Genomic DNA, 16,645 nt, shown 5'->3' with positions numbered 1-16,645 from the left:
GGGGGTGTCCTCCGACCAGGCGGGTCCGGCGCCGTGGTGCTGTTGGCGCCGGACCCAGACCTCAGCTCACTACTTGGGCCAGGTGCTTTCGATGTAGTCCAGCGTCTGCTTGGTGTCCTTGGTGCCGTTGATCCAGTCGGTCATGCCGGTCCAGAAGGACTTCGAGCCGACCTGAGCGGGCATCTGGTCCGAGCCGTCGAACCGGGCCACGGTGGCCGGGTCCTGCAGGATCTGCACCGAGAGCTTGTCGATCGTGCCCTGGACCAGGCTCACGTCGAGGCTCTTGTTGGCCGAGATCCAGTCGCCGAGCTTGGCCTTGCTGTTGGCCCACTCGCCCGACGAGAGGTAGGTCTGCACCTTCACGACCTCGTCGCGGTCCGAGAACGCCGAGACGAACTCGCCAGCCATGAGGACCGGCTTGCCCTTGGACGGGTCCACCGGCGGGAAGTAGAACGCGTAGACGTCACCGTCCGGGCCGACGTTCGTGCCCTTCGGCCACTGGTTGGAGTAGAAGTTGGCCTGGCGGTGCATGCCGCACTTCTTGTCCTTGACCGGCAGGCCGGCCTCCTGGAAGGAGGTGGTCACGATGGTCTTGGGGTTGCCGACGTACTTCGGGTTCTTGAGGATCGACGCGGCGCGTTCGGCGGCCGAGAAGATCTTCGGGTCGTTGAACGGGATCGTGTGGTTGACCCACTGGTCGTACACGTCCGGGCCCTGGTCGCGAAGGACGATGTCCTCGATCCAGTCGGTGGCCGGCCAGCCGGTGGCGTCACCGGACTCGATGCCCGCGCACCACGCCTGGATGCCGCTCGCCGCGATGTCGTCGGAGAGCTTGATCATCTCGTCCCAGGTGGTCGGGACCTTCCAGCCCTTCTCCTTGAACAGGCCCGGGCTGTACCACACCAGGGACTTCACGTTCGCGCCCAGCGGCACGCCGTAGACCTTGCCGTCGACCGTGGTGTACTTCGCCCAGTCCTTCGACCAGTTCTTGTCGAGGTTGGCCTTGACCGGAGCCGGCAGCTCCTTGAGCTTGTTCGTCTTGGCGAACGAGCCGAGCAGGCCCGGCTGCGGGAAGATCGCGATGTCCGGCGGCTGACCACCGTCGGAGCGGACCTTGATCTGGGTCTCGAACTCGCCGGACCCCTCGTAGTCGATCTTGATATTGGTGCAGTCCGAGAACTGCTTCCACGACTGCTCGAGCTTGTCGGCCTCGGTGTCACGGATCGTGGCGTAGATGGAGACGTGCTTGGTCTTGTCGACCTTGTACTGCGCGAACGGCGCGCACTCGGGCTTGTCGGCGTTGCTGGAGCCGGAGCCGCTGTCGCCACTGCCGCAGGCGGATGCGGCGAGGGCCAACGCGGCCACACCGGCGAGCGTGAACGCCCGACGCCGCCTCGAGAGGACGGCCATGGTTAGCCTCCTTTGGCTATACCCGGTCCGCGGCGAACCTCAACCCGCGTACCCGGCGTGTGGGGTGTGCCTGTGTTCCTGGATGTAAGCGTTTGCAAGGTTGGTTTGTCGAGCCCTTCGGGCGCTTTCATCGATAACGAGTTAGCAACACGGCGGACATATTGCCGTTGCCCGTCGCGTTGCCTAGCCTTCCGCGTGTGGCTGACGTTCCACCGCCCGTCAGCATGGAGGACGTTGCCCGGCTCGCGGGAGTGTCGACCGCGACCGTGTCCCGGACCCTCCGCGGGCTGCCCAACGTCTCCGAAGAGACGCGCGACCGCGTGCTGCAGGCAGCGGCGTCGCTGTCGTATGTCGTCTCACCGATCGCCTCGCGCCTGGCCAGCGGGCGGACCCACACCGTCGGCGTCATCGTGCCGTACGCCTCCCGGTGGTTCTTCGGCCAGATCGTGGCCGGCGCCGAGTCGGTGCTGCGCGAGCACTCGCTCGACCTGCTGCTGTACAACATCGGCGACATCCCGTCCCGCCAGCGCTTCTTCGGCGCCCTGCCGCTGCGCCGGCGCGTCGACGCGGTGCTCACGGTCGCCATGCAGTTCACCGACGCGGAGATCTCGGACCTGCGCTCACTCGGCGTGCCGATCGTCGCGGTAGGCCACAACGTGCCCGGCGCGGGCTGCGTCCGCATCGACGACGTGGCCGCCGCCTCGGCCGCCGTGCAGCACCTCCTGGCCCTGGGCCACCGCCGCATCGGCATGATCTCGACGTTCAACGACCAGAGCATGTTCCTGCCGGTCGCCCACGCCCGGCGGCGCGCGTACGTCGACACCCTCACCGGCGCCGGCATCCCGATCGCCGAGGAGCTCGTCATCTCGGTACCGCACGGCATGGACGGCGGCGAGCAGGCCATGCGTCGCCTGCTCACCCTCGCCGACCCACCCACCGCCGTCTTCGCCGAATCGGACGAACTCGCCTTCGGCGCCCTGAGCGCGCTGCGCCGTACTGGACGTCACGTATCGGTCATCGGCTTCGACGACCACGAACTGAGCGCCTTGCTGGATCTGACGACCGTCCGCCAGCGCGTGTTCGAACAGGGCGTCCTGGCCGCCGGCATGCTGCGCCGGGCCATGACCGCCGGCGCCTGGACCCCGGAGGAGTTGCTCATGCCCACCACCCTGGTGCTGCGCGCGTCCACCTGGCCGGTCGCGGTTAGGACCGCCGGGCCCGGGTAGGTCGCGTTCGCAAGTTTTCGAACCACGATCCGGTGACCCACGGGGGTATGCCATGACAGCCGAGATGCCGAAGTCGCCCATGAACTGGGACCAGCCCGACGACGAGATGGACGAGCTCGCCGGACCGGACTCGGACCTTCTCGAGGAGGACCCGGACCAGGCCTCCAAGACCGACTTCTTCTGGGAGGACGACGAGGAGTAACGCGGACCACGTTCTGGACGGGGGTATCTCGTTTTTGCGGCCCCCCGCGGCCGTGCTAGGGTTACCTCCGTTCAGCCGGGCGCCGCTAGCTCAACTGGCAGAGCAGCAGACTCTTAATCTGCGGGTTGTAGGTTCAAGTCCTACGCGGCGTACAGACAATGATCAGGGCGTTTACCCATCGGGTAGACGCCCTGATCGATTTCTAAAGACCTCTGACAGCAACGGCGACAGCAACCCAGTCAGTTAGCGGCCGACTCCCCCGACCCACCCAGCGCATCGTCCATCCGGCCGGCAGCCTCCTGTTGCATCGCAGGCAGGACGTGACCGTAGGTGTTCATGGTCACAGCGATCTGCGAGTGACCCAAAATCTCCATCACCACACGGGGTGAGACGCCGGCCAGTAGCAGTAGCGTCGCGCAGGTGTGCCGCAGATCGTGAAACCGAATCGGCCGGATCTCTGCCCGTCTGATCAGCCGTTCGTAGGTCGTGCTGAGATTGCGCGCCTCGACGTGGCGACCGGTAGCGGTAGTGAATACGAGGCCGGTGTCGTGCCAGTCGGTACCCGCCGCCTCGCGTTCGGCTCGTTGAATCGCCCGATGCCGCCGCAAGGCTCGCACGACGAGATCCGGCATGGTGATCGACCGCCGGGAAGACCGCGATTTGGGCGGGCCAGCGATCACGCCCTGCCCCCGAACTCGCTGGAGCGTTTGCGTGACACGCAGCTGCCGCCGGTCCAGGTCGATATCCGCCCACCGCAGGCCGAGCAATTCCGCCTTCCGCAGGCCAGTTCCCAACGCCATCGCGAACAAGGCATACCAGCGGTGCTCGCGAGCGGCGTTCAGGAATTGCCGAGCCTCGCCGTCAGTCCAAGGCTGAATCTCTTCCGGGTCGGGAGCCGCCACCTGGACCAGGCGGGCGACGTTCCGACTTACCACCTCTTCCCGCATCGCGTGGCTGAGCATCGAGCGCAGCACCGCGTGGACCTGCTCCTTGCAAGGATCGCGGTTCGGGGACAAGATGTTAACCAATATATTGCTGGCAACGCCGTCAAGACTGCGAAAGGCTCACCAAGGTCGTCCCTAATGATCCGCCTGTTGCAATGCGGGCCTTGAAGCAAGCGACGACCAACCGCGAGATACACGCAACTGCCCCCCATCTGCGAACGGGTGACATGCTAGTTAGACGCGAGCAATAATGATCTTGTCCATAGGCGCCTGGCCGGTAGCACGGCGTTCAAACAAAGTAATACCGGCGGCTACGGCCCTGAAGATGTGAGCCGTGGATGCCAAGTGGTGACGGTTGGCTTCTGCCGCCAACGTGAGGGCTGCCAGCCTGATGACCATCGCATCACCAACCGCTAGGGCTCGACTGCGACCGAAGATCGACTCGGCAGCATCCGCAAGGCGTCCAGCCAGGACGTTGGCGATCGAGAGCCCTTGCGCCTTGGTGACAACAGCCAATTCCGCACACGCCCGGTGTACTGCAGTCGCGAGAAAATCGAAGTTGACCGAAATGACGTGTGTTTGGGCAATTCCAGCGCTATGCACCAAGGTATTTGCGAGCGCTCGAACCCCACTCTCGTCGACCGGACGAGCCGTAATCCTGTCCTGAGGCGACACACCGAAGTGGGCCAGGATTACCCCAATACTCACGGTCAGGTCGCGGTCGTAGTCTCGGTCCGGGCCGAGGAGGAGTTCAAGCGCGAGGTCGTGGTCAAGAACCCGGCCGAGGTTGACGGCAAACCCGGGGTTGTAGCCGTAGGCGCCGCGGGTGCGGGTGAAGTTGCGGCCGCGGACGAGTCCGAGTACAAGGTCGATCTCACGAGCGCGTGCGAGAGCGACAGCGAGAGCGACACCGCCGTGGGAGACGTCGCTCGCGAGATCACGGGCGTCGATGGCGCTGCCGGAGGTCCGGGCGGCGCGGGCACGGACGAGGGCGAGGTCGCGGGCGAGGTCGCGGGCGAGGCTGCGGACACGAGCACGGGCACCGTCGCGGGCAGCGTCACGATCGCGGGCACGGACGAGGTCGAGGTCCAGGTCGCGGGCGCCGGGACGATTGTTGGCAAAAGCGCCGTCCCGGGCGTCGCGGGCGCGGGAGCGGGCGAAGGCGACATCGCGAGCCCGGCCAAACTCGTGCCCGATGAAGCGGACGAAATCGCGCCCGAACGGGAGGTCAGAGTCGGAGTCGCCGCAGAGAGTGCGATCGGCGATGGAGGAGAGGCTGCCGATGAGGTCAACGACGAGGTCAAAGGTGCGGGCTAGATCTCGGTCGCGGCCGCGGCCGAGGTCGATTTCCCGGTGAAGTTCGCGAAGGGAGTCGCCGGCGCGCCTACGGGCGAAATCCAAGGCAACTTGGGAGAGTTCTAGGTCGAGTTTGGGATAATGGATATATACCAAAATGGTAGATAGCGCCGCGATGCAGGTAACGAGAGATGCCTCGTTCAGCAGATCCGGTTGCATAGTAAAATCAGCGGTGACAGCAGCGGCGAGGTCTGAGCCGGTCACGTTAAACGGCTCTGGCTCTCCATCGGGTATCCACAAGCTGGGCATGGCATAGGTTTCGCCGCCGGATATCCAGACGCCGGACTTAAGAGTGTCGTGATGCGGTGATTCGCGGCGAAGACGCGCGGCAAGATCCTCTACTTCCAGGCGAGTCGGCAGGCGGTACGCACCATTGGTAGCGCCGGCCGCGACTGTATTCAGCCAGTCGGCGAAGGCAGCTGCGTCTCGACCCCGAGCGCCGGTTACCGCGCGTGCAGGCTGGGGCGTGAGCCTCGTGGGGTTATCCGGGGAAGGCGTTCCGGTGTCCCGCATGAACAACCAGTAAAGATCTGAATTGATTGGTTCGGGACAGACGCGGGTGCCAGCTGTGGTGCTAACCAGGTGTTGCAGATGACGAGTCCCCAGTACGCCAGCCACTAGGCGGCGACGGTCTGAGTCGACGTTGTCGTTAAACGCTTCGGCCATCACCTGACGCAGGCGTTCCCGGAGATCTGTCGCGATTTCAGCACCGCTGTCCAAACAGTCGAAAGCCAGCGCCAGTGCGGTTACGGTACCCTTGTCCAAGCAGGCCCGCACAATCGGGTCCGCGTCACTACCTGCCACGTATAGCAACGTCGACTCCCGCCACCACACCTCATCGACGGCTTCGACGAGCACTTGGACCTGGCCGGCGTCACGGATGTGCTTGGCAGCCAAGTACTCACCGAACGTGTGGTGAGCGAATGCATACACCCCCCGTTCGCGCTCAACCAACAAGCCGTTAGACGCTATGTCGGCCAGAAACGTTTCGCTGGTCACATCCTGCGAGAACCGCGCCAAAATCGGCGCGACCGTCCTCAGAATCGCCCCCAGGGCGAGGTCACGTACTCGTTGGCGCATCATCGTGAACGCCAACTCCGCCAGCACCCGCTCTTTGCTGGTCCCGGGCAGGCCGGTGTCAAGGCGCTTCGCCTCTTGTCGGCGCCATAGCATCACCTGACAGATCTCGCCGTAGAGGTCGGCGCGGCCGCCCGGCAGCGCCCCCCGATAGCGGTGAACATTAGCGATCATCGTCAGCAGCAGCGGGTTGACGGTCAGTTCGAACAGTTGGGGCGCGCGTGCTAGCCGGCTCAGCAAGTCATCGGCACCTTCCCTTGCACGAGCCTGGACATCGCGACCGTCCCGACCTACGGACCGCTGGGCATCCACGGCGTACCAGCCGTGTAGAAACTGGCGTACTTGCTCGTCGGTAAACGGTTGCACCTGCAACACGTCAGCGACCATGACCGGCGCCAGGGCGTAGCCCTGCGGGCGGGAGGTGACCACATAGTCATTGCCAGGAAACATCGCGATCTGCCGCTCGATCCAGTAGCTGACATTGCGCCGGGCGGCGTCCTCCGCGACCTCGTCCAGCCCGTCGAGCAGCACCAAGCACCGGCCATCCTGCAGCTGCCGCTCCCACCACCCTGGTGGCTCGGCGACGTCGAATCCGGGCAGGCTCTGGCGAATCAGCTGTGGCAGGGACGCGGGTGGATCCGCCGCAAGTTGCGCCGAGTAATCGCGCAGCGTCAACAAGATCGGCATCTGCCTACGTCTGCGGCGTGAGATTCGGGCGGCTTGGCAGGCCACATGGCGCATTAGCGTCGTCTTGCCGCTGCCCGGGGCGCCCAGCACCGCCAATCGGGCGGGCTCGACGTGGTCAATCAGGTCGTGAATCGAGCGACGATGGGAGCCGTCGCCGGCCGCATCGGCGAGCACCCCGCCAGGAACCTGGTGCGGCGCGCGCGCCACCAACCCAAGATCCACGAAGATGTCGTCGAGTTCTGGGGTGTGCGGGCCGACAGTCGCCAGCCCTTTCGCCTCGACGAGCCGAAGCGAGGTCAGCACATAAGCGCGCCAGCGTCGCCCGTAGCGTGACACCCGCCGGCCGACCGCTAGATTCATCGCGTTGCCGAGCTGGTCCAAACGCTGATCGATCGGCTTCGCCGCCACCCGGCGGACCAGAGCGACCACCGCAATCGCTAGCAGCCACGCCAACACGAGCGCGGCCGCCAGTTTCGGATGTTCGGAAACGAACGTCCTCCACGAAGCGGCGACAGCGGCGGTAGGGATACCGACTATGACCAGAGCCAATCCGAGCATCTTCTTCACGCCGGACACCCTCTTGCTCCTATCGCCCCACCACTACCAGGTGTCGCAGGAGCCTATCGAAGTCGGGCAACTACCGAATATCGTCAACCCGACCCATCAGCACGGCACATTTGGCGTTGAATGTCGGACCTAACGGCGCAGTGCTGCGGGCCTTGGCCACTGGGGTCCGGAGGGAGCAATGGCGCGACACACACCCGAGCACGGAACGCGGACCGTCACCCCTGGTGTGCCTCAGGAAGCAGAGCAGCTCTACTGGCGAGCCATCGAGCGGGGCGCGATTGCCCCAGGCGCAGAGTAAGGCGCCAGGTCCAACGTTGAACGCGACTAGCTAGCTCAGCCGACAGCGACGATGACAGCAACCGCTGCACACAACAACGGTCGCCCCCGCCTCCGGTCGCTCCACGAGCAAGGCGCGGGTTCGTGGGCCTGCCCGACACCCCGTTCGCTCGGGAGAAGAAGTCCTGGCCAGCGTCCCGGCCGGACTTCATGTTGCACCCGGCCCATACGATCTTGTATATGCGCCTTGCTGATGTGACGCGGGCTGATGTCCTTGCCGCGGTGGAAGAGTTTGACCGGCTCGGCCGGGAGGAGTTCCTCGACAAGTACGGCTTCGGGACCGCCCGGACGTACTTCCTAGAGGTCAATGGCCGGCAGTACGACTCCAAAGCGATCATGGGATACGCCCACGGTGTCAGCCAGGGCCAACTTTTGCGGGGCGGCGACTTCACCGGCGGCGAGGCGAGCGTTGTCCACCACCTTCGACGGCTGGGCTTCGTGACGCGAACCCACCAAAACCCGCCCTGGACATGGGACGAAGTCGTTCTCGCCTGCGAGCTCGTGCGTGACAACGGGTGGCGCTGGGTAACTCCCACCGACCCTCGAGTGGCAGAGCTGTCCGAACTGTTGCAGCTCTACAGGGCGCACCCGGTGGAGGAGCGCGGGCCTGACTTTCGCAACACCAACGGCGTAGCCCGCAAGACGGCCGATATCGCTACCCAGCACCCGGACTACACCGGTAAGCCGACCAACGGCGGACAGCACGACCGGGCAGTACTCATGGCATTTCTGGAGCGGCCGACAGAGATGGCGCAGCAGGCGACCGCGATCCGGCAAGCCACCTTGGACGAGGCGGCGGACCCGGCAGATGTAGCAGATCTGGACCTGGATGGACTCAGCGCCGACGAAGGGCGAGTGCTTGAACGGCTGCACCTTCGCAGGGAACGTGATCCGAAGCTGCGCCGGAAGGTGATCGAGGCGTACAAGCGGCGCCACGCCACTGTCGCTTGTGAGGCGTGCGGGTTCGACTTTCAGAAGACCTACGGCGAGCGCGGCGCCGACTACATTGAGTGTCACCACCGCACGCCCCTGCACGTCAGCGGCCCAACGCGCACCCGCCCAGAGGACCTTATTTTGCTGTGCTCCAACTGCCACCGGATGATCCACAGGACGTCGCCCTGGCTGACCCCCGGCGAGCTCGTCTCCCTGATTGAACGCCAACGCGGGCAATAGCCATTCGTTCGGTTGACGGCAGAAGCGAAGGCGAGCATTCTCATGCCCATGTCCATCTGGGAACAGCAGGCGGTCGAGGCTGCGGTACTCGAAGCGCTGGGTGAGGTCCATCTGAACAATCCCGCTGGGCATCATTTCGGTCGGCCGTATTTGAGTGCGTACCAGCTTGCGATCAAGGTGAACAGGGCACATCCGCAGATCGCAACCGAGTTGGGAGTCTCAGTAGGGGGTGCGGGCACCGGCACCCGGACGAGCCTTGCTCAGTACTTGGCGCGGGTATTATCCCAACGGATCAAGCAGTCCCCCGACAGCTACCCGGTCGAAGGTGCATTCCTGTCCAACGAGCACGTGGATTCGGTGGCCTTTCACGACGCCGACGGTGCGTCCATAACAAGCAGCCTGAGCCAGTCGGGGTTTGATCTCTCCCTATTTCGGCTAAGGGACGTCTCACCGACCGTCAACGGTTAACCCGAAGGCGATCACGACGGGCATGCAGCAACATGCGCAACAGCGTCGTCGTCGGCGCGTACAGCAGCGGAGTACAGCAACCTACCGGACCGAGCCCAACCCGGTCCGGCTTAAAACCGTTATGGCGCAACGGGACCGACTGCATCGAACCTTATCGCCGCGACTCCCTTGGTGGAGGGTCGAGCGACAGCAACGACGACAGCAACCGCCCCGGCACAGGGACCATCGATCTCGACCGCAGCCAGACACACAAGCCAGCGCGCCGACCGCTCAACCACTGCCGCGATCGTGCCTCTTAATCTGCGGGTTGTAGGTTCAAGTCCTACGCGGCGTACGGTACTTCTAGCTCGCTTCGCTCGCACCGGGGGAGGCTTCGCCTCCACCCGAACCCGCTCACAATCTGCGGCCAGCTCTCATTGGGAGCCGACGGTGGGCGGGTCGTCGGGACTGTGCGTTAAAGCGCTCGAACCGTAAGCAACGGCATTCCCTACGTCCGCTAAAGGCGAACGTCGGCTTCGCTGCGCGCCCGGGGAGCTTCGCCCCACCTGAACCCCCTCAAGGTTCTTTTGCGAGTGGAAGTCTTCCGAGTCCAAGGCTTGAGCGGTCATGAGGCCGCACCGGCACGGCCTCTGCCGGTGTGGACGTAAAGCGTCCGGGCCCAGAACGACAGCAACGGCGCCGCACGAAGGCCATCGACTACAACGACGACCAGACAAGCAGGCAGGCATACCGACCCCTGGCCGAGACCGGGATCGTGCCTCTTCATCTGCGGGTTGCAGGTCTCAAGTCCTACGCGGCGTACGTGATCGAACCGGCGCCCCTCCCTGCTTCGCGGCCTGGCGGCGTGGCCGCCTGGCCCCGCGCGCATAGCGGGACCTCTCGTGGCGAGTCACGGCGACGGGGCCGCGACTCTGCCGACCTCGGTGCGGGCGGGCCCCCGGCCTGCGACAACTAGTTTACGATCTTCGCCGTGACTGGCTGGCGACTCGCAATCGACTACGGCTCCTCGCACACGGTCGCGGTGCTCGGCTGGCCGGACGGCCGTACCCGGACGCTGGTCTTCGGCGACTCGCCGCTGCTCTCCTCCGCCGTGTACGCCGACCCGGCCGGCCACTATCTGGTGGGCCCGGACGCCGCCATGGCGGCGCAACTGGATCCGGGCCGGCTCGAATGGCACCCCAAGCGGCAGATCGACGCCGGGGAGGTCCTGCTCGGCGACCGGCAGGTCCGGGTCGCCGACCTGATCGCGGCGACCCTGCATCGCGTGCGCGAGGAGGCCACCCGTGTGGCCGGGCAGCCGCCGGACCAGGTCGTGCTCACCCACCCTGCCGGGTGGGGCCCCACGCGCCGGGCAAAACTGCGGGACGCTGCCCAGGCCGCCGGGTTCGCCGCGCCGATGATGGTCGCCGAGCCGATCGCGGCGGCCGCGTACTTCCTCGCCATGGCAGGCACGCCGATCCCGGACGGGGCATCGGCGGTCATCTACGACCTCGGCGGCGGCACGTTCGACGTCTCCGTGGTGCGCCGAATCGGCGATGGCTTCGAGATCCTCGGCAGCGACGGCGTGCCCGACCTGGGCGGCGTGGACCTTGACGCGGTGATGGTCGACCTGGTCGCCCGGGAGGTCGAGGGCATCGACCCCGCGGCCTGGGCGCGGCTGCGCGGACCGTCCACAGCGGTCGACCGGCGGCACTTTCGTACTCTCTGGGAGTCGGCCCGGCTGGCCAAGGAGAGCCTGTCCCGGCGCCCTGTCGCCGCCGTCGCGGTACCCCTGCTGGAGCGCTCGTCGCACATCACCCGCGAGCAGTTCGAGCGCGCCGCCGAGCCCATCCTCAGCCTCACCGTCGACCAGACCGTTGAGATGCTGCGCCGGGCCGGGCTGCGCGCCAGCAACCTGGCCGGGATCTTCTTGGTGGGCGGCGCCTCTCGTACCCCGCTCGTGGCCACGTTGCTGCACCAGGCCATCGGCCGGCCCCCGACCGTCCAGGACCAGCCCGAGTTGGTGGTCGCCGAGGGTGCCCTCCGTACCGCCGCCGCGCCCGCACCCACCGCGGCGCCTGTCGCCCCACCGCCAGCGGACCTGCGCGCCGCGGAACTCGACACGCCGGTCGGCGCCAGCCGGGGTCTCCCGGCGGCAGCCCCGCCGGCGCCGGTGCCAGCCGGCCCCACGCCCCCGGCGGCGCCCGGCGCTGGGCTGCTCGCCTCGGACATACCGACCGCCACGCCGGAGGGCCGGTTCCGCAAGCCGCGCCGCCGAAGGCTGATCCTCGCCGGCGCGATCGCCGCCGCGGTCATCGTCGCGGCGGGCGCCGCGTACGCCGGCACCCGCGACCGGTCGCACGGCGGTGCCGACACGCTCGCCCACGCGACGACGCCCACCGCGGCCGCCGAGTCACTCGCCGCGGAGAGCGCAGGCAGTATGCATCCCGCACCGCAGCCAGGCTCCGACAAGGCCCAACCGGCGACCCCCACCCGGGCGCCGTCGGCGACGGCGACGGCGTCGACGACGCCGCGACCGTCCGCCGCGAAGACGACCGCCGCATCGCCCGCCCCGCCGACCGTTTGCACGCCCAATGGCTGCGCCGCCAAGGCATACTTCGTCGCCAACGGTGAACATCTGTACGTCTGCGATGAGAGCTCCGACAGCTACGGCGCGGTCGCCCAGTACACCCGGACCGATGTCCCGGCCCAGAACAACGAGGCGGTGAACAAGGGCGGTAGCGGTACGTGCGTGGACCACAACATGAACATGGCGGAGGGCGTGCAGATCACCTTCAGGGTCTGCCTGCTGAACAGCTCCGGCGCGAAGTCCAACTGCAGCGCCTACCGCACCGCCAGCGCCTGACGTCTCCGGCGGGATCGACACGACCGGCAGACGACAGCCCGAATGTGTGATCGACGTGTGATCGACGGCTTCCGCGCCGACTGACACGGCACGCCGGCCGCCGCGGACGCCGCGGCCATGGCTCACGCGGGCTGGACGGCCCCGGACCCATCGACAGCCGGGCGGGTGGATCATGTTCTGATCCGCCGAAGGAGGCCGTCATGTCCACACCCCGGAATGTGCTTGCCCCTGCCACGTCGGCTGGCCCGACCGGCCTGCGCCTCCGCATCTGGACCGCTCTGGTCGTTCTCGGACTTGTCGGGCAAATGGCCTGGACCGTCGAGAACATCTACCTGAACCTGTTCGTGTACGACACCATCACCGACGATCCGAACGCGATCGCCACGATGGTCGCCGCCAGCGCGGTGACGGCCACGGTCGCCACCCTGCTGCTGGGCGCCCTCTCCGACCGGACCGGCCGGCGCAGGTCGTTCATCGCCGGCGGGTACCTGCTGTGGGGCGTCTCCACCGCCGCGTTCGGATTCCTGACCGTGGGCGTCGTGCGGGACATCGCGCCCGCCGCGAACGTCGTGCTCGTCACGGCGATCGCGGTGATCACACTCGACTGCCTGATGTCCTTCCTCGGCTCCGGGGCCAACGACGCGGCCTTCCAGGCCTGGGTCACCGACGTGACCAAGCCCGCCAACCGCGGCCGCGTCGAGTCGGTGCTCGCGATCATGCCGCTGGTCTCGATGCTGGTGATCTTCGGCGGATTCGACGGGCTGGCCCGCGCCGGGGACTGGCAGCTGTTCTTCGTGATCATCGGCGCGATCATGGCCGTGGCCGGGGCGCTGGCCTGGTTCCTGGTCCAAGACAGTCCGTCACTCGTCCGGCACGAGGGCGGGTATCTGCGTGCCGTCGTCTACGGTCTGCGCCCGGCCGCGATGCGGGCCAACCCTGGGTTGTACCTCGCCCTGGCGGCCTGGTCGATCTGGGGGATCTCCACGCAGGTGTTCCTGCCGTACCTGATCATCTACCTGCAGCGGTACCTGAGGATCGAGGGGTACGCCATCGTCCTCACCGTCGTCCTGATCACGGCGTCGACGATCAGCGTGGTCAGCGGGCGGCTCATCGACCGCGTCGGCAAGCTGCCCTTCCTGCTGCCGGCGGCCGTGGTCTACGGCGCCGGCCTGGCGCTGATGTTCTTCGCCCGCGGCATGGTTCCCGTGATCGCCGCCGGGATCGTGATGATGTCGGGCTTCATGCTCGTCCTCGCCCCGATCGGCGCGATCGTGCGCGACTACTCGCCGCCGGACCGGGCCGGCCATGTCCAGGGACTGCGGATGGTCTTCGCCATCCTCATCCCGATGCTCATCGGCCCCTACCTCGGCGCCACCGTGATCACCAACGCCGGCGAGGTCTACGAGGACCTCGGCGTGGTCAAGCAGGTCCCGACGCCGGCCATCTTCCTCATGGCGCTGGCCGTGCTGGTCCTCATCGCGGTGCCGGCCGTGGCGCTGCGGCGGTGGGAGCGGAGGGCGCAGGCATGACGCTGCTGACCCCGTGGGGTGCCGCGCTCGACACGGAGCGTGTCCTGCCCGAGTACCCGCGCCCGCAGTTCGCCCGGGACAGCTATCTCAACCTCAACGGCCGGTGGGAGTACGCGATCACCGGTTCCGCCGCGGAGCCCGAGCGCTACGACGGCGAGATCCTCGTGCCGTTCTCACCCGAGTCCGCGCTCTCCGGCGTCGGGCGCCAGCTGATGCCCGGCGAGACGCTGTGGTACCGCCGCCCGCTGACGCTGCCCGAGGGCTTCCACGCGGCCGGATCGCGCCTGCTGCTGCACTTCGGCGCGGTCGACCAGACCTGCCAGGTGTACCTGAACGGGGTCCGGGTCGGCGGCCACACCGGCGGGTATCTGCCGTTCGCCTGCGACGTCACCGACGCGCTCCGCGAGGACGCCAACGTCCTGGTCGTGTCGGTCCAGGACGAAAGCGACACCGGCCATCACTCCCGCGGCAAGCAGCGGCTGCGGCGCGGCGGCATCTGGTACACCGCTCAATCCGGGATCTGGCAGACGGTGTGGGCCGAGTGCGTGCCCGCCGTCCACATGCGACATCTCACCCTGACCCCGCTCCTCGACGAGGGCTGCGTCGAGGTAACGGTGCACGCGACGGCGACCTCCGACGACGCCGGCATCCGGATCCTGGCCGACGGGGTCTCGGTCGCCGAGGCCACCGCGCCCGTCGGCGTAGCCGTGCGCGTCCCGATCCCGCGGGTACGGCGATGGAGCCCCGAGGATCCGTTCCTGTACGACGTGACCGCCGAGCTGGGCGCGGACCGGGTCCGCAGCTACTTCGGCATGCGCTCGTTCGGGGTCGGACCGGACGGGGACGGCGTGCCCCGGCTGCTGCTCAACGGCCGGCCGTACTTCCACGCCGGGATTCTCGACCAGGGGTACTGGTCGGACGGCATGTACACCGCGCCCTCCGACGAGGCGATGGTCACCGACATCGCCACCATGAAGCGGCTCGGGTTCACCATGCTGCGCAAGCACATCAAGGTCGAGCCGTTGCGCTGGTACTACCACTGCGACCGGCTGGGAATGCTGGTCTGGCAGGACATGGTCAACGGTGGCAGCAGCTACCACCCGCTGGTCGTCACCGCGCCGGCGGTCACGCCGCTGAGGCTGCGCGACCGGGGCCGGCGGCGGCGCTGGTTCGGCCGCGCCGACGCCGGCGGGCGGGCCCAGTTCCGGGCCGAGCTGCGCGACACCGTCGAGCACCTGCGCAACGTGGTGAGCCTCGCCGTGTGGGTGCCCTTCAACGAGGGCTGGGGGCAGTTCGACGCGGCCCGGATCGCCCGCGACGTCGCCGAGCTCGACCCCACCCGCACGGTCGACCACGCCAGCGGGTGGCACGACCAGCGCGGCGGCGACCTCAGAAGCCTGCACGTCTACTTCCGCCGGTTCCGGGTGCCACGGCGGCGCGGCGACCAGCGGGTGCTGGTGCTGTCGGAGTACGGCGGCTACAACCTGCGCGTCGACGGGCATGCCTTCAGCCACAAGGACTTCGGCTACCGGCGATACCGGAGCGCCGAGGAGCTGGGCGAGGCCTTTGCGCGGCTGCACACGGAGCAGATCGTACCCGCGATCCCGGCCGGGCTGAGCGCGACCGTCTACACGCAACTGTCCGATGTGGAGGACGAGCTCAACGGCCTGCTCACCTACGACCGCCGGGTGGTCAAACTCCCCGAGGAGGTGGTCCGGCAGGTCAACGCCCGGCTGCGCTACCAGCGGTTGTGAGCCTCCTCCGCCCATCCGACCAGGCCGTCCAGGCTCACCCGTTCGCCGTCGTCCGCCTGGGCCCAGCCGGAGAAGTGCCCGAAGCACTGGTGGGTCTCGTTGGCCACGATGCCGAGGTTCGTGCGCGCGATCTTCTCGTGGAACGGATGGAACTCCACCTCGACCCGATCACCGCTGATCCGCCACGGCCGCAGCCAGTCGCGGCGGTCGTAGCTCCACCGCAGTTCGGCGCCGAGCTTGTGCAGCCGCCCGCCGACGAAGAGCGCGTTCTCGGTCGAGCCGGTGCCGTCGGTCCATTTGCCACCGAGCTGGATCGACACGCCCGGCCCGCTGCCGGCGGCCCAGTTCCACCGGATCGCGTACGGCCATTTGCCCCGGCCGTGGTCGAGCACGGCGAACGAGTCCTCCTCGGCCACGGTGTGCGTCGTGTCGTTCACCCGCAGCGAGCCGCGCACCGGGCGTCCGACGTCCTTGACCGTGTACTGGAACCGGCGCGCGCTCCACGGGACCACGACGCCGAGCGACTCATGGCCGGGCGGCAGCGGCACGACGAGGTCGATCTCGACGCCCGGCGCGGCGGCCCGGATCGTGCTGCCCTCGGGGGTCTGGTCGATGTCGATCGACAGGCCGGCTCCGCGCACGCTCGCGGTGCCCGCGCCGCTCACGGGCGGCAGTACGGCACCACGGGCGAAGGGGACCACCACGTCCTTGTTGAGCTCGACCTTCGTGGCGCGGTCGAGCACGTAGACGGCGTGCACGCCGGCGTAGTCCAGCGACGACGCGACGAGGCCGATGATGTGGGCGGGCGTGACGATCCCCCAGTACTCCCAGCGCTTGGTCCTCCCCCAGCCGCGCAGGTTCGCCCGGTGCAGCGGCCGGCGGGTCCAGCCGACCGCCGCGGGGTTGAGCCGCCCGTTCGGCAGGCACAGGTCGACCGGCTCGACGATCTCCTTCTCGTGCGTCACCCGGGAAGCGTAACGGCCGCCCGGCGCGCAATCCGGCATCGTGCTGACCCGCTGTTTGCGCCTTGCATTCGCACGCAGCCCCAGGCATTGCGGCGAACCAGACACG

At 67.5% G+C, this 16,645-nt stretch carries 11 protein-coding genes and 1 tRNA gene; 8 read left to right on the top strand and 4 right to left on the bottom strand.

Annotated elements, in window-relative coordinates; all coding sequences use genetic code 11:
* Window positions 1-69 precede the first annotated feature (69 nt).
* Complete coding sequence (locus ABD352_RS21755) at window positions 70-1,410, bottom strand: ABC transporter substrate-binding protein (protein ID WP_344614276.1); 1,341 nt, start codon at window positions 1,408-1,410, stop codon at window positions 70-72.
* A 197-nt stretch (window positions 1,411-1,607) separates the two neighbouring features.
* On the opposite strand from ABD352_RS21755, the gene ABD352_RS21750 reads away from it, so the two are divergent.
* The 3 genes from ABD352_RS21750 (at window position 1,608) to ABD352_RS21740 (ending at window position 2,990) form a co-directional block, all read left to right on the top strand.
* Window positions 1,608-2,636 (top strand): LacI family DNA-binding transcriptional regulator, encoded by a 1,029-nt coding sequence (locus ABD352_RS21750; protein WP_344614275.1) that lies wholly within the window; start codon window positions 1,608-1,610, stop codon window positions 2,634-2,636.
* A gap of 52 nt (window positions 2,637-2,688) precedes the next feature.
* Complete coding sequence (locus tag ABD352_RS21745; protein ID WP_344614274.1) at window positions 2,689-2,838, top strand: hypothetical protein; 150 nt, start codon at window positions 2,689-2,691, stop codon at window positions 2,836-2,838.
* 79 nt (window positions 2,839-2,917) lie between these two features.
* Window positions 2,918-2,990: transfer RNA gene (locus tag ABD352_RS21740), tRNA-Lys, on the top strand.
* 87 nt (window positions 2,991-3,077) lie between these two features.
* Here ABD352_RS21740 and ABD352_RS21735 read toward each other — a convergent pair.
* Both ABD352_RS21735 and ABD352_RS21730 read right to left on the bottom strand, forming a co-directional pair.
* On the bottom strand, window positions 3,078-3,812 hold the full coding sequence (locus ABD352_RS21735; RefSeq protein ID WP_344614273.1) for a site-specific integrase: 735 nt from the start codon (window positions 3,810-3,812) through the stop codon (window positions 3,078-3,080).
* A gap of 204 nt (window positions 3,813-4,016) precedes the next feature.
* Window positions 4,017-7,460: an NACHT domain-containing protein gene (locus ABD352_RS21730; RefSeq protein ID WP_344614295.1), complete on the bottom strand. Its 3,444-nt coding sequence runs from the start codon at window positions 7,458-7,460 to the stop codon at window positions 4,017-4,019.
* Window positions 7,461-7,889: 429 nt separating this feature from the next.
* Here ABD352_RS21730 and ABD352_RS21725 point away from each other — a divergent pair, with 429 nt between their 5' ends.
* The 5 genes from ABD352_RS21725 to ABD352_RS21705 all read left to right on the top strand — a co-directional run bounded on the left by ABD352_RS21725 (window position 7,890) and on the right by ABD352_RS21705 (window position 15,574).
* Window positions 7,890-8,978, top strand: a complete 1,089-nt coding sequence (locus tag ABD352_RS21725; RefSeq protein ID WP_344614272.1) for an HNH endonuclease — start codon at window positions 7,890-7,892, stop codon at window positions 8,976-8,978.
* Window positions 8,979-9,026: 48 nt separating this feature from the next.
* On the top strand, window positions 9,027-9,446 hold the full coding sequence (locus ABD352_RS21720; protein WP_344614271.1) for a hypothetical protein: 420 nt from the start codon (window positions 9,027-9,029) through the stop codon (window positions 9,444-9,446).
* Window positions 9,447-10,416: 970 nt separating this feature from the next.
* Window positions 10,417-12,291, top strand: coding sequence for an Hsp70 family protein (locus ABD352_RS21715; protein WP_344614270.1), 1,875 nt, complete (start codon window positions 10,417-10,419; stop codon window positions 12,289-12,291).
* A gap of 200 nt (window positions 12,292-12,491) precedes the next feature.
* Window positions 12,492-13,820 (top strand): MFS transporter, encoded by a 1,329-nt coding sequence (locus tag ABD352_RS21710; RefSeq protein ID WP_344614269.1) that lies wholly within the window; start codon window positions 12,492-12,494, stop codon window positions 13,818-13,820.
* Window positions 13,817-15,574 carry a glycoside hydrolase family 2 protein gene (locus ABD352_RS21705; protein ID WP_344614268.1) on the top strand — a complete coding sequence of 586 codons (1,758 nt, stop codon included), beginning with the start codon at window positions 13,817-13,819 and terminating at the stop codon, window positions 15,572-15,574. Before ABD352_RS21710 ends, ABD352_RS21705 begins: the two co-directional genes overlap by 4 nt.
* Here the strand turns inward: ABD352_RS21705 and ABD352_RS21700 are convergent.
* The gene (locus tag ABD352_RS21700; RefSeq protein WP_344614267.1) at window positions 15,559-16,539 is read right to left on the bottom strand and encodes a DUF2804 domain-containing protein; all 981 of its coding nucleotides are present in this window, start codon (window positions 16,537-16,539) and stop codon (window positions 15,559-15,561) included. The genes ABD352_RS21705 and ABD352_RS21700 overlap by 16 nt on opposite strands.
* Window positions 16,540-16,645: the final 106 nt, after the last annotated feature.

It is taken from the genome of Dactylosporangium salmoneum, from assembly GCF_039532525.1.
In the GTDB taxonomy this organism is placed as follows: domain Bacteria; phylum Actinomycetota; class Actinomycetes; order Mycobacteriales; family Micromonosporaceae; genus Dactylosporangium; species Dactylosporangium salmoneum.
This window is presented reverse-complemented; position numbering and strand designations above follow the sequence as displayed.

What these genes read in the sequence shown, in the direction of transcription:
- ABD352_RS21755 (WP_344614276.1), bottom strand. Translation starts at nt 1,410, where the DNA reads ATGGCCGTCCTCTCGAGGCGGCGTCGGGCGTTCACGCTCGCCGGTGTG.
- ABD352_RS21745 (WP_344614274.1), top strand. Translation starts at nt 2,689, where the DNA reads ATGACAGCCGAGATGCCGAAGTCGCCCATGAACTGGGACCAGCCCGAC.
- ABD352_RS21730 (WP_344614295.1), bottom strand. Translation starts at nt 7,460, where the DNA reads ATGCTCGGATTGGCTCTGGTCATAGTCGGTATCCCTACCGCCGCTGTC.
- ABD352_RS21720 (WP_344614271.1), top strand. Translation starts at nt 9,027, where the DNA reads ATGTCCATCTGGGAACAGCAGGCGGTCGAGGCTGCGGTACTCGAAGCG.
- ABD352_RS21710 (WP_344614269.1), top strand. Translation starts at nt 12,492, where the DNA reads ATGTCCACACCCCGGAATGTGCTTGCCCCTGCCACGTCGGCTGGCCCG.
- ABD352_RS21705 (WP_344614268.1), top strand. Translation starts at nt 13,817, where the DNA reads ATGACGCTGCTGACCCCGTGGGGTGCCGCGCTCGACACGGAGCGTGTC.